General features: G+C 42.6%; 11 protein-coding genes. 4 read left to right on the top strand and 7 right to left on the bottom strand.

Annotated features, from left to right (window positions below):
• Positions 1 to 59 precede the first annotated feature (59 nt).
• From DSL64_RS25450 to fumC, 3 genes are all read right to left on the bottom strand, one after another.
• A complete protein-coding gene (locus tag DSL64_RS25450) occupies positions 60 to 851 on the bottom strand; it encodes an META domain-containing protein (protein WP_115833780.1) in 792 nt (263 codons plus the stop codon).
• Between the two features lie 54 nt (positions 852 to 905).
• The gene (locus DSL64_RS25445; RefSeq protein ID WP_115833779.1) at positions 906 to 1,424 is read right to left on the bottom strand and encodes a HEAT-like fold family protein; all 519 of its coding nucleotides are present in this window, start codon (positions 1,422 to 1,424) and stop codon (positions 906 to 908) included.
• A gap of 152 nt (positions 1,425 to 1,576) precedes the next feature.
• Positions 1,577 to 2,980 (bottom strand): class II fumarate hydratase, encoded by a 1,404-nt coding sequence (gene fumC, locus DSL64_RS25440; protein ID WP_115833778.1) that lies wholly within the window; start codon positions 2,978 to 2,980, stop codon positions 1,577 to 1,579.
• Between the two features lie 328 nt (positions 2,981 to 3,308).
• Here fumC and DSL64_RS25435 point away from each other — a divergent pair, with 328 nt between their 5' ends.
• The 3 genes from DSL64_RS25435 (at position 3,309) to DSL64_RS25425 (ending at position 6,037) form a co-directional block, all read left to right on the top strand.
• Positions 3,309 to 4,163 (top strand): SDR family oxidoreductase, encoded by an 855-nt coding sequence (locus DSL64_RS25435; RefSeq protein WP_115833777.1) that lies wholly within the window; start codon positions 3,309 to 3,311, stop codon positions 4,161 to 4,163.
• 298 nt (positions 4,164 to 4,461) lie between these two features.
• On the top strand, positions 4,462 to 4,851 hold the full coding sequence (locus DSL64_RS25430) for an acyl-CoA thioesterase (protein WP_115833776.1): 390 nt from the start codon (positions 4,462 to 4,464) through the stop codon (positions 4,849 to 4,851).
• Between the two features lie 79 nt (positions 4,852 to 4,930).
• Positions 4,931 to 6,037, top strand: coding sequence for an acyltransferase family protein (locus DSL64_RS25425; protein ID WP_115833775.1), 1,107 nt, complete (start codon positions 4,931 to 4,933; stop codon positions 6,035 to 6,037).
• A gap of 44 nt (positions 6,038 to 6,081) precedes the next feature.
• Here DSL64_RS25425 and DSL64_RS25420 read toward each other — a convergent pair whose 3' ends face one another.
• The 4 genes from DSL64_RS25420 to DSL64_RS25405 all read right to left on the bottom strand — a co-directional run bounded on the left by DSL64_RS25420 (position 6,082) and on the right by DSL64_RS25405 (position 9,866).
• Positions 6,082 to 6,966, bottom strand: a complete 885-nt coding sequence (locus DSL64_RS25420; protein ID WP_115833774.1) for a Ppx/GppA phosphatase family protein — start codon at positions 6,964 to 6,966, stop codon at positions 6,082 to 6,084.
• Positions 6,967 to 7,053: 87 nt separating this feature from the next.
• Positions 7,054 to 8,520, bottom strand: a complete 1,467-nt coding sequence (locus DSL64_RS25415; protein ID WP_115833773.1) for a hypothetical protein — start codon at positions 8,518 to 8,520, stop codon at positions 7,054 to 7,056.
• Positions 8,510 to 9,124, bottom strand: a complete 615-nt coding sequence (locus DSL64_RS25410) for an RNA polymerase sigma factor (protein ID WP_115833772.1) — start codon at positions 9,122 to 9,124, stop codon at positions 8,510 to 8,512. The genes DSL64_RS25415 and DSL64_RS25410 overlap by 11 nt, the downstream gene beginning before the upstream one ends.
• A gap of 265 nt (positions 9,125 to 9,389) precedes the next feature.
• Complete coding sequence (locus DSL64_RS25405; RefSeq protein WP_115833771.1) at positions 9,390 to 9,866, bottom strand: Lrp/AsnC family transcriptional regulator; 477 nt, start codon at positions 9,864 to 9,866, stop codon at positions 9,390 to 9,392.
• Positions 9,867 to 10,066: 200 nt separating this feature from the next.
• Here DSL64_RS25405 and metH point away from each other — a divergent pair, with 200 nt between their 5' ends.
• A complete protein-coding gene (metH, locus tag DSL64_RS25400; protein WP_115833770.1) occupies positions 10,067 to 13,885 on the top strand; it encodes a methionine synthase in 3,819 nt (1,272 codons plus the stop codon).
• The last annotated feature ends 133 nt before the right edge of the window (positions 13,886 to 14,018 follow it).

Raw genomic sequence — 14,018 nt, 5'->3', positions numbered from 1 at the left:
ACAATTTACGCAAGAATCCGGTGAATTACCTAAAATTTTTGCTTCAATAGGAGAGGTGTTTAGTCAACCTTCTTGTAGGAGTAAGAATAATCAGGGGCAATCTGAAGAATCAATTTGCCTGGCTCAATGATATAAGGCACAGTACGGTTTGCCAGTTTGCTTAGATATTCACTTTCGAAATTCATATTTGGGCAGGCCATAAGAGTACCCGTAAAACGTCCGAAACGAATCCGTTTTCCTTCTACTTCCATCGAACTGCTGAATTCATTACAGCCTGCAAATGCAAAAACCTGATTCAGAGCAAGATTAAGCTCCATACGTGGAAGACCCTTGGGGAAAGTAGTAATGTCAAGTCCGGTTTGGTTGATACTTTCCAAAACCCATATATCATTTAGGCGGTAGTCCGACAGATAGGAACCGCAACCTGTAAAGCGTTTGTCGCCGTAGTTTACCTCTACGCTCTTGGGGAACTCTTTGCCCGACATACCATCTTCGCACGGTTTGTCATATATAATCACTTCGATCGTTTTCCTCCCCGTTTCGACCTTATAACTGGTAGCCGCCGCGTCCTTTACCTTTACACCATAAGGAGTTGCTATTGTGATAGAATCTCCTTCCAGTATTTTAAATGTAAGATTCTGATCAATATTGATTTCCAGCGACCAGAATGGCTCATTGCCAGATGCCACGAAATCGACTCCGTTTTCCAGCTTATTCATCAGCTGATCAGTATATTTCGCCGGACCTTTATCTCCGTAATCCAGCGGTGGGGTATGGTTACTTACCCTTTGCTGCTGGCTGCAAGCCGTGAACAGAAATACTACCAGAACTACATTTACTAAGTTTTTCATACGGATGTCTTTTCCGGATATATCAAATGATGCTGAGGATTTATGGACTGGTTATTATTTTAGTTTTGCTAAAAGTTTTTTACCCCTTGATCGGAATGCTGCTGTTTCAAACTCAATGTTCTCCTGAATGACAAGTTTTAGCTCGTTTCGGATTTCAGGGTATAACTTCGAAAGATTAAAAATTACATGTAAAGAAAAGGCTTTTATAGCCACTGCAGTGTGTTTCTTCTGGATAAAATCAAAGCAAGCATTTAAAACTTCACCATGAAATTGCTCCGGAATTTCGATGTCTTCTAATATTCTGAGGCTATTGCGGATAACAGCGTCATGAGCCTCAGGTCTGGATATCTGACTAACGATAATATCTATGTAAGGTTGTATCGCTTCCGGGTTTTTCTGTGCTACCCAACTCAAACTCCAGGCGGCTCTCTGCGTAAGACGTGTATCGCCGGATGTAAAACAATCAATTAACTCACCCAGTACCATCTCAGATCCGGCTGCATCTGTGGCTATTTGCATTGCCTGTGCTTTTGATTGAACCTGGTATTTAAGAAGCTCTTCCCGGATATTCATTGGTATTAAATCCTGTCAGATTTGTAATAGCTGCTCCAAGATAATGTATTTTGATAGAATGAGGGTAATGATAAGTATAAAACTGGTTTCTCATTGAAACAAAAAGGTCCCATGCACGAGCATGAGACCTGAATGGTATTGGATGGAAAGGATCAGAAATTGTTATCTCCCACCATATCTTCCGGTTTTACCCAGGCGTCAAATTCTTCGGGAGTTACATAGCCCAATGCTACAGCAGTCTCTTTCAGAGTAGAACCGTTTTTATGAGCTGTCTGTGCAATTTCGGCAGCTTTATAATATCCGATTTTTGTATTCAATGCTGTTACAAGCATCAAAGAATTGTTCACGTGTTTTTTGATATTTTCATGCAAAGGCTCAATACCTACAGCACAGTTATCATTGAAAGAAACGCAAACATCGCCGATCAGTCTTGCAGAGTGAAGGAAGTTATAGGCCATCAAAGGTTTGAACACGTTCAATTCGAAATGACCATTTGAACCTCCGATGCCGATTGCCACGTCGTTACCCATCACCTGTGCAGCCACCATCGTCATCGCTTCACATTGCGTAGGATTTACTTTACCAGGCATGATAGAGCTTCCTGGTTCATTGTCAGGGATATAGATCTCACCGATTCCCGAACGTGGGCCGGAAGATAACATCCGAATATCGTTCCCGATTTTCATCAGACTTACTGCAACAGTTTTTAACGCTCCATGCGCTTCCACAATCGCATCATGCGCAGCCAAAGCTTCAAATTTGTTTTCTGCTGTTACGAAAGGAAGTCCGGTTAGGGTAGCGATATGTCTTGCTACATTTTCCGAATAGCCCGCAGGTGTATTAATTCCCGTTCCAACTGCCGTACCACCCAATGCAAGCTCAGAAAGGTGAGCAAATGAGTTATAGACTGCACGCAGACCGTGATCTAATTGAGAAGCATATCCGGAGAATTCCTGACCTAATGTCAAAGGAGTCGCATCCATAAAGTGCGTGCGACCGATTTTTACCACGTTACGGAATGACTCAGCTTTTGCTTTCAGCGTATCGCGCAATTTTACGATACCCGGAATGGTAACATCTACCAAAATCTTATATGCAGCGATGTGCATGGCAGTAGGGTAGGTGTCGTTGGAAGACTGTGACTTATTAACGTCGTCGTTAGGATGCAGAACCTTGGTTTTATCGGAAAGATCGCCACCCTGCAATACGTGTCCCCGGTAAGCGATTACTTCATTACAGTTCATGTTGGACTGCGTTCCGGATCCTGTTTGCCATACTACAAGCGGGAACTGGTCATCCAGCTTTTCCGTCAGGATTTCATCACAAACCTGACCGATCAGATCGCTTTTTTCCTTTGGTAAAACACCAGCTTCATAGTTGGTAATGGCAGCAGCTTTTTTAAGATACGCAAACGCTTTAATAATTTCCTTCGGCATCTTGTTGATATCCTGTGCGATAGGGAAATTTTGGATTGAGCGCTGAGTCTGTGCACCCCAGTATACATGGGCAGGAACCTGCACTTCTCCCATGGTATCTTTTTCTATACGGTATTCCATTTGATGATTTTAAATGAATGGGTAAAAGGTATAATTCACAAGTGGGGTAAAGTTAGGGCTGCAAGCGGAGTTTTTGGTATTTTTTATGGAGAAATGTTTCTTCTGGAGGTCAAAATGACGCGGTACTGCCAATCCTGAAATATCTTGTCGGAATTAAAAGAGCGAAATGAAGCCGGAAACTGAAACAGAGAATTACCATTCCATCTTGCTTATTTTCAGCTTTATGTTTGATTTTAGCCGATTCAACACGTTAATGATCAAGGGCATTTGACTTAACTCATACATTTAGGAGCCTTTTCTGATTCGAAACTCTTAAATCAATAATTCGATGTCCTCTAAAATCCTCGTTACAGGAGCAACCGGAACCATGGGCAGAGCCCTCGTTCAAAACCTATTATCAAAAGGTCTGGCATTTGACGCAGCGGTGCGGGATGTAGAACGTGCAAAAGTACAACTGGGAATTTCCGACCATCTCGTTTATTTTGATTTTGAAGATCCATCTAGTTTTGAAAAAGCTACAGATGGTGTTGATAGTGTTTTTTTGTTGGGACCGCCGTTCAATCTGGAGATCGTGGATCTATTGTCTCCGTTTATTGATTTTTTAAAGGAAAAGAGTATTAAAAAGGTGGTTTACCTTTCTGCGCTGGGGGAGGAAATTATGAAAAATCTGCCCTGGCACATCGCGATTGCAGAAAAACTGCACAATGACGATTTTGATTATACTGTGCTGAAGCCTTCTGTTTTTTCTCAGAATTTCAAAAACTATGCAGGTGACATGATCATGAAAGACAATGTGATTTTTGTAACTGCCGGAGAAGGTCGTGTTGCCTTTATTGATGCCGACGATGTTGCAGAAGTAGCTTCCATTGTTTTGACAAAGGATGGACATAGTAAGAAAACCTATCCGCTGACAGGCCCGGAGGCTTACACTTTTTATGATGCCGCTGAAATATTGACGGAAATTATGGGAATGCAGATTTTTTATCCGAATCCTACTGATGAGCAATTTGTTGCCGGACTAACAGCCGCCGGAATACCCGACGACATGATTCAGTATATGCTGCGGGCATATGGCATGATGGCCAACAATAATACTGACATCATCAATAATGTGGTAGAACAAATAACAGGTAAAAAGCCCTCCTCTCTTAAAGATGTGTTAATCCGTGACTTCGCATCCTGATTAACCTGAAAATTGCAATTAAGAAAAGAGCGGGTATATACATGTACCTGCTCTTTTTGCATTTAGAAGGTCAATGGCAAGGGACTGGAAACCGGAATGAAGCCGGGTCTGCTTTGGCTAATAGGATTTATGCGATTAACTTGCCGCCTCATTTGGCATAGGGTACTCGTAAATTGTCATTTATAGTCAGGTTTAGTCATTTACAGTCAGTTGATACTTTGCGATACCTGACAATCAATGACAACGCCTGAGCATACGCGGCAACCTACCGATGAATAACCATTTAATGTTTTAAGTTTTGACTTTAGAAGAAAGAATCAACAAATCGGAAACCAGCGTTTTTAAAACAGTTTTTCCAAATAATACGAATCATTACGATACGCTTTTCGGGGGAACGGCCTTATCTATGATGGACGAAATTGCATTTATCACTGCCACTCGTTTTTCCCGCCTGCGCTGTGTTACCGTATCATCCGACCGTATCGATTTTACACATCCTATTCCAGCCGGAACCATCATTGAGCTTGTCGGACGTGTAGAGCATGTGGGTAATACAAGTATGAAAGTGCGGGTGGATATTTTCGTGGAACATATGTATCACGAAGGCCGGGAGAAGGCGGTTTCGGGGATCTTTACGTTTGTTGCGCTTGACGAAAGCCATAAGCCGACCAAAATAATTCGTGACTGAAAATTTGGATAGTATAATGACGCCTCGACAACTAATTTTTAGATTAAATGGCTTTATTTGTTGAGAATTAGAATTGCTTATGCATAAACAGCCGGATTATATTTCTCAATTGGATGGTCTTCGGGCGATCGCGATTGCGCTTGTTATTATTTTTCACTGGTTTCCTGAGGGTGAGGGGATTAATCGCATTGCCAACGGCCCCTTAGGAGTTACACTTTTCTTTGTTTTAAGTGGATTTCTGATCACCAGAATCCTCCTGGCCAATAGAAATTATCTCGGAGAACAGGGCTTTGCAGGAGTTTATAAGAACTTCATGATCAGGCGGATGTTACGGATTTTTCCGCTCTATTATCTTACACTGCTGCTGGTCTGGCTGGTGCAGTACGTTTCTTTTATTCCAAAGATATCTACACAGCTTTATTCCAATCCGTTATATTATGTCCTGTATCTGTCAAACTTTCTGATAGAAAAACTGCACGACTGGTCGGATGTTTTATCTCCATTCTGGTCGCTGGCTGTGGAGGAGCAGTTTTATATTCTGTGGCCGGTTGTTATGCTTATTACACCTTCTCTATATGTGAAGAGGGTGATTATCTCGACTATATTCCTGGGTGTAGCATCCCGACTGGTTTTTTCGGTATACAGTCTGGATGAAGGGGTACTGATGCCAACTTGTCTGGATGCTTTCGGATTGGGGGCACTTTGGGCTTATGTGTTGTACTACAATAATGCACCTGAAAAATTCCTGAGAATACTGAAAATTGCTGCGCTACCTGCTTTGTTACTGTTCGTAATAATATGCTTCGGGTATGGTGGAATTATGCTAAAGACAATTCTTTTCCGTACATCCATGTCAGTTTTCTGCTTATACCTTGTTGCTACAGCCAGTTATGGAAGTGGTTTTAAATCCATCTTTGGTAAGATACTGAATACCTCGCCATTGAAGTATATCGGAAAGGTAAGCTACGGATTGTATGTTTACCATATGCTCGTACCCGCATTGGTAATACCTCTTATTGTCAAGCTTGCAGGGCGTTTTCTGCACATAGAGCTAACGGTCAATGGATTTACGGGAGTGTTGTTTGCTTTCGTCGTGTTGATGGTTGTCGCTTCTTTGTCGTGGTACTGTTTTGAAGCTCCGTTCAATAACCTGAAGCGGTTTTTTCAATTGAAACGTAACAAATAAGAAAACGGCACTGAAATTCATTCAGTGCCGTTTTCTTATTCTTATCAGGATTTCTTTTTCCGAAGAGATCTTTCATAAAGTAACTGAAGCATTCCATCTTTAAGACCCACGTCTGGAACGTGAATAATCTCAGCGCCAGCCCATTTCATAGCTGAAGTGTAAATATCTCCGGCAGGAACAATTACGTCGGCACGGTCAGGATTCAACTGAAGTTTATTGATACGATCATCAAGGGAGAACTGAGCTATGTAGTCCTTCATACGGGTGATTTCTGCGAGGCTGGTAGATCTGTCACTCAGTTTGGAGGATAGGTCAAACAGTTTGTTGATGTTACCTCCTGTGCCCACCGCCTGAATAGGTTTGGAAAAATCGACATTAGAAGTAATCCACTCCTGAACTTTCGGCCAGACATTTTTAGATTCTTTGCCTTCCAACAGGCGTACAGATCCAAGTTTGAAAGATTTTGCAATAATTTTTTTCCTGTCCTGATACAAATTCAGCTCTGTGCTACCTCCACCAACGTCTATGTGCAGGTACTGGCCTTCGCTGAGCGACTTCACAACAACGTTATTAACGAGCTCAGCTTCACGCTGTCCGTCAATGATTTGTATGTGAATGCCTGTCCGTTGCTCAATGTGTTCACGAACCTCGTGCCCATTGTCGGCTTCGCGCATGGCTGATGTGGAACAAGCCATATAATCTTCTACTTCATGAAGTTCCATCAACAGCTGGTAAGCCAGCATGAGCTTCATCATGCGATCTTCACTCAGAGCAGAGATCTTTCCTTGTGTAAATACATCGTGTCCCAACCGAAGGGGAAACCGGACATACTCAACTTTTTTCAAACGGGAAGTGCCCTCATCCTGCAGTACCGAAGATATTTGCATGCGGGCTCCATTTGATCCTATATCTATGGCAGCGAATTTCAAATGCTTATTGTAAGGATTAATAAAAAGCCAAAAATAGCGCTTTCAGACAAAAAACTCAAAGATCCTCGGGTTGGAGGATCTTTGAGTTTACATTTTTTTTCCGATCTGATACAATAATTTCATTTTAATGCCGGGACCCGTTTTCTGGGCCATGGGATTAAGCGGCTTAAAATAGCTGTAAAGATAGCCTTCGATCTGCACTACGATGGGATGCCAGCTTTTTTCAATTCCGGCGGTAAGATTCATAGAGTTGAAAAGAGGCAAGTCCATTTTTCGCTCTAAAGACTGATTATTGAACTCTTTGCCCGTCAATGGAAGCCAGCAGTCATAGGTGATTTTTTCTTTCCCGTTCAGGGTAATATTGGTTCCTGCTCCTACGAAATAACTGAAATCCTTAGTCACATCATTTCTGAAAGCTACTGTAAGCGGTATCTGTAAAAGAGTAGGTTTTACATTAATATTTTGTACCTGAAATGCCATCGGTACTTCTCCCGGATGCATTTGCTTGAAGTCGCCTTTGTTTTTATCTCTGAATATTTTTTCAGATTTAAAATTCATTGGTTTGATTTTCAGCCAGCTAAGTCCGGTTGTCAGGGAGAATTTTTTAGCTATCAGCACTTCTCCCACTACAGTTCTTACCTGATTATTTCCTTCAAACTGGAATCCTGCCCCGACTCTGTAAGGTGCTTTGATGTTGAATTGAGGTATAATGTTGTCAGCCTTCGCTGTCTTCTCCACCTTTTTATCTTCATCAACCGCGTCTTTGGTTACAGGTGCAGCACTTGCCAGCCATACTTTCCTGGTTTGGCGAGGCGACATTCTGCTTGCCAAGGCATATTTCATAGTACGACTACTTCCACTTTCAGTCGTTATCGGAGCTAATTCAGTAATATGGTCGAAATTTTCGTCAAGTGCTTTTGAAGCAAAAGAAGCGTTATTGACCGTTGGCGTGTTATGCTTATTGCTTTCAGTATCCTCTGCTATCTCAGGCTTACCTGTATGTTGCGCCAGTTCTGCTCTTTCTTTTGGAAGTCGGTTAGTAGTTGCTTCATAGCTATGTTCGCCTGCACCTGTCTTTGGTACAGAAGCCAACGCTCGTCCCGGAGTAGCACCAACATCGTTTTTAGAATGAGCATATATTTCTTTCCCGCTAACATCATCCTGGGGAGTAGCATCTGCCCATCTTTCCTGAGTATCCTGTTTAGAATAAACAAGTACCGGTTCACGAACTATTTCTTTCTGGACAATATACACAGTATCAGCCTTAGGAGCCGTTGGCGTAGCACTGATCAATCTGATCTCTTTTTTCAGTTCAGTCAGATCCCGCTTCAACTCATTCGTCTGAGACAGTTGGTTCGTATACATGAATGCCATAACAGTGGTCACCGAAGCCGCTGCCGCATATCCAAGCCATGAACCATATTGTTGCCAAAAACCAGGAGGATTATGAACCTGCATGTAACGCTGCATTTGGGCCCAGTTGTCCTCATGAAAGTCTGGTGAAATACTCTCTAATTTTTGACGTATAGTTTTTTCAAATTTATCAGTTTTCATTTCCTTTAAACGACTTTACAGCCCAATCACTTGGGAAGAGATGTGGGTAATATTTTTTTATCAAATGTTGCAAACGAGCCCTGGCACGTACATAATGGGAACGAACCGTAGCCTCGTTGATCTCCAGCATTTCCGCAATTTCCCTATGGTTGTAACCGTCAACTACATAGAGTAGAAATACATTTTTGTAAATCGGTTTGATCTCCTGGATTAATTCCAGAATTTCATTTGCGGTGATCTGGCTCACAACATCTTCATCAAAACGGGGGTATGGCGCATCTTCCAGAGAAACCATATCCTCATTGTATTTTTTGTGTTTACGATAATAACTTATGGCGGTGTTTACCATAATTGTGCGCAACCACGCTTTGAATGGATGGTTGGCGTCGTATCGGTCTATATTATTGAATACCTTCAAAAAACCTTCATTCAAAACCTCTTCCGCCTCCTCGGTTGTAGAAGTATAGCGAAGACAAATACTTTTAGCGTAGCCAAAGAACTGTTTATATAAAAGGCGCTGTGCCTGACTGTTGCCAGCCGAGCAAGCAGAAACGACTGACTTAAAGTCGTTCTCATCAAAAGATATTTTTCTTCCAAATAGCAAAGTTAGGGCGTCAAATTGTCAGGGATAATGTTTCTTAGAGTAAGTTACGCAGTGTATAACCTATCTGTTGCAGAGGAAGTAAAAAATTTTTTTATTTTTTTTTAGTGATGTTGCAACACAATTCCCGGAGGTGACGTAAAGGCTATATGAACCGCGGGGAATTGCGGTTTTGAAGTGATAAAACAAGGTTTCGGCCTTATACAGATATATAAGATTTTTGTTAGGGGTGAGTTGGAATACGGTGCTGGATCTTCTGGTACCGTATTTATTTTTTGTGTACCTGCATCTCCAGCTCTGAGGAATTTTTAATTTCTCCCATCACAAACAAACTATGTGTACTTCCGATATTTTCCAGTGATCCGAGTTTTTGCATCAGAAACTGCTGGTACTGAGACATATCCTCAACTATAATTTTGAGCAAAAAGTCATAGTCACCTGATATGTTGAAACATTCTGTTACCTCAGGCATGGCAACCACTGCTTTCACAAATTTTTCACCCATCACTTTAGAGTGTTCCTTTAAAGCAATGTTACAGAATGCCATCAGCTTCTTACCGACCTTTTCACGATCAACAAGAGCTACATATTTTCTGATAACACCTTCCTTTTCCAATCTTCTTACACGTTCGTAAACTGGTGTATAGGAGAGGTTTAGCTTTTCTGCCAGTTCACGTGTTTTTAAAGTTGCATCCTGCTGAAGGTATTGAAGTATTTTCGCGTCTGTTTCGTCGAGATTGTGCATAGATAGAATATCTTTATTCACTTTTAATCCATCCAAAGATGCGATAAATTATGGTAAAACGAGTTTAAGTCCAGACTAATAATCTGATTTTTTTCATTTTATTGAATAAAACATCTATTGCAGTAAATTTGTATTATAGAAATATTACATACTGCATTTCTGCCGTATGTAAGCCAATTGAACTAACGGAAATTGAAATAATGGTAGCTACAAAGCAAAATGATATTCGTGAAATTTTGAAGAGTCGTATTCTGGTACTGGATGGTGCCATGGGTACGATGATACAACGCTACAAACTAGAAGATTATGATTACAGCGGTGAGCGGTTTAAAGATTGGGCGCATGACGTAAAAGGGAATAACGACTTGCTTTCGCTCACTCGTCCCGATGTAATTAAAGAAATACACGCAGCCTATTTTGAGGCAGGCGCTGATATTGCAGAGACAAATACATTTTCGGGGACTACCATTGCCATGGCTGACTATGGAATGGAAGAGCTCGTATACGAACTGAATTTTGAGTCGGCCCGTCTGGCGCGTGAGGTAGCGGACGAGTTCACTGAAAAAAATCCGGATAAGCCACGTTTTGTAGCAGGATCGATAGGGCCAACGAACCGTACCGCGTCCTTGTCGCCGGATGTGAACAATCCGGGGTACAGAGCTGTAAGTTTTGACCAGCTTGTTGAAGCTTATTACGAACAGGTTAAAGGCTTGACGGACGGAGGAAGTGATGTCCTTTTGGTAGAAACTGTTTTTGATACATTGAATGCGAAAGCTGCTCTTTTTGCAATCGATAAATTTTTTGCTGATGCTAAACTTGGTAAAGTAGAGCGGCTCGCATCCTGGAGAGTAGGTGAGGATGGAGCATTGCCTATCATGGTGTCCGGAACAATTACCGATGCCTCAGGAAGAACACTTTCGGGACAGACAACGGAAGCATTCCTGACATCCATCTCGCATTTGCCTTTACTTTCAGTAGGACTCAACTGTGCGCTCGGAGCAGATCTGATGCGTCCTTATGTACAGATTCTGGCAGATCACTCACCATTTTTCACATCGGCTCACCCGAATGCGGGGCTTCCTAATGAAATGGGGGAATACGACGAATCGCCTGAGCAAATGGGTGAGGTGGTTGAAGGATTTCTGAAAGACAATCTGGTAAATATAATTGGTGGCTGCTGCGGTACCACACCGGGGCATATCCGTGTCATTGCTGATCTGGCTGCGAAGTATACACCAAGACCAGTCGATAATGCAGACCCGATTCTAAAGTTGTCGGGTCTGGAACCGATGAACATTACACCGAATGCAAACTTTGTGAACATTGGTGAAAGATGTAACGTGTCGGGTTCTAAAATGTTTGCCCGTCTTATTCGTACGGGTGACTACGACGCTGCACTTTCTGTGGCGCGCGATCAGGTGGAGAATGGAGCGCAGGTGATTGATGTTAACGTGGATGAAGGGATGATTGATGGGGTGGAGGCGATGAAGACATTCCTGAACCTGATGGCTGCGGAACCTGATATTTCCCGTGTGCCATTGATGATCGACTCCTCTAAATGGGAGGTGATCGAGGCGGGTTTGAAATGCGTGCAGGGGAAAGCGATCGTGAACTCAATTTCACTTAAGGAAGGAGAGGAGAAATTCAAAGAATTGGCACGTAATGTGTTGCGTTACGGAGCTGCTGCCGTAATTATGGCTTTCGATGAAAACGGTCAGGCTGATAACTATGAACGCCGTATTGAAATATGTGAGCGTGCCTACCGTATTTTGGTTGACGAAGTGGGTTTTCCGGCTCAGGATATCATTTTTGACCCTAATATTCTTACGGTTGCAACGGGTATGGAAGAGCATAATAATTATGCAGTCGACTTCATCAATGCAACAAGATGGATCAAAGAGAATCTGCCTTATGCCAAGGTTTCAGGTGGTGTATCCAATGTTTCTTTCAGTTTCAGAGGAAATGAGCCTGTAAGGGAGGCTATACATACCGCTTTCCTTTACCATGCTGTGAAGGCAGGAATGGACATGGGAATTGTGAATGCAGGCCAGCTGGGAATCTATGATGAAATTCCGAAGGAAACCCTGGAACTGGTTGAAGATGTATTGCTTAACCGCAGAGAAGATGCAACCGACAGGCTTATCACTTTTGCAGAAACAGTGAAAGATAAGGGAAAGGTTGCTTCGGGACCTGATCTTACATGGAGAACTTTACCTGTTGCAGAACGTATCAGTCATGCGCTTGTGAAAGGCAACGCAGATTACATAGAAGAAGACGTGGCAGAATGTCTGCCTATGTTTACACGTCCGCTGGAAGTGATCGAAGGACCGTTGATGGATGGGATGAGTGTAGTAGGAGATTTGTTTGGTGCCGGAAAAATGTTTCTTCCTCAGGTAGTGAAATCTGCAAGGGTCATGAAAAAAGCTGTGGCATATCTGCAGCCTTTTATTGAGGCTGAAAAACAGGAAGGATCATCTTCAGCAGGGAAAATATTGCTTGCCACTGTAAAGGGTGATGTACACGACATTGGTAAAAATATTGTGGGGGTAGTACTGGGTTGTAATAATTATGAAATTATTGACCTCGGTGTGATGGTGCCAACAGATAAAATTCTTGCTGCTGCGATTGAACATAATGTAGATATTATCGGTCTTTCTGGATTGATCACGCCGTCTTTGGACGAAATGGTGGGTGTAGCGAAGGAAATGGAACGACGCCAGTTTAAAATGCCGTTGCTGATCGGCGGTGCCACTACTTCCCGTATACATACTGCCGTAAAGATTGATCCTAATTATTCAGGAGCAGTAATTCATGTGCTGGATGCCTCCCGGTCTGTACCTGTTGCAGGAAAGCTGATTCAGAGTGACGTGAGCCAGGCTCAGGTGTTGCTTGATATCAAGAGCGAATATGCCAAGTTACGGGAAGATCATGCAAAACGCGGAGGAGAGAAGGCGCATTTACCGATTGACAAGGCTCGTAATAACAAAGCAAAAATTGACTGGGCTAACTTCACTGCAAGACGTCCTGAGTTTTTGGGAACCAGAGTTTACGATGATTACAGTCTATCTGAAATCGCTGATTATATCGACTGGACTCCGTTCTTTCAGACCTGGCAGCTCCATGGGAAATACCCGAAAATATTTGAGGATAAAGTGGTAGGAGAAGAAGCTTCCCGTTTATTTGAGGATGCTGCGGTTCTTCTGGGGCAGATTATCAGAGATAAAAGTTTGAAAGCCAAAGCAGTTATCGGATTCTGGCCGGCTAATTCCATTCAGGATGATATCGTGCTTCATTCATTTGAAGAAGCAGGTGCTGCGAGCGAATCTCACGGATCGCATCAGCATCTTGAATATAAAATCAGTCAGCCTGCATTGGATAATCTGAGCGCCGGAGAACTGGTGAACGATACATCAATTGTATTACATCATTTACGTCAGCAAACGCAGAAGGCTGCCAATCTGCCTAATTATTGTCTATCAGATTTTGTTGCCCCTCTGGAAACCGGACATACCGATTACGTGGGTGGCTTCGCTGTGACAGCGGGTATTGGTATTGAAGCATTACTTGAGAAATACGATAAAGATCATGACGATTATAACAGCATTATGGTGAAGGCTTTAGCAGACCGCCTTGTAGAAGCTTTCACAGAATTGATGCACGAAAAGGTACGTAAGGAAATCTGGGGTTACGCATCGGCAGAATCGTTTACGAATGAAGAGCTGATCAAAGAAGCTTATTCGGGAATTCGTCCTGCTCCCGGGTATCCTGCCTGCCCGGATCATACCGAAAAAAGAATGTTGTTTGATATTCTTGAAGCAGAAAAGCTGGGAATTGAGCTTACTGAAAGTTTTGCGATGTACCCGGCCAGCAGTGTGAGCGGGTGGTACTTCTCACATCCTGACAGTCGTTATTTCCCGGTTGGAAAAATTCATAAAGACCAGGTGGAAGATTACGCGAGAAGGAAAAATATGCCGGTTGAGGAAATTGAAAAATGGTTATCCCCGGTTTTGGGATATTAACATACAGTTTTGAGATTTGCAAGCGCCCCGGATCACTGGATCCCGGGCGTTTTTTTGTGTGTGTCAGGCATGTTCTATATCTATAGGGTGCAAGTCCCGAACGAGAGTTGCAGTACTTATCGTTAGCTGATGG

This window comes from Dyadobacter luteus, assembly GCF_003383615.1.
Taxonomy (GTDB): domain Bacteria; phylum Bacteroidota; class Bacteroidia; order Cytophagales; family Spirosomataceae; genus Dyadobacter; species Dyadobacter luteus.
Note: the sequence above shows the minus strand (reverse complement) of the source record. Positions and strands in the feature narration are given on the sequence as shown.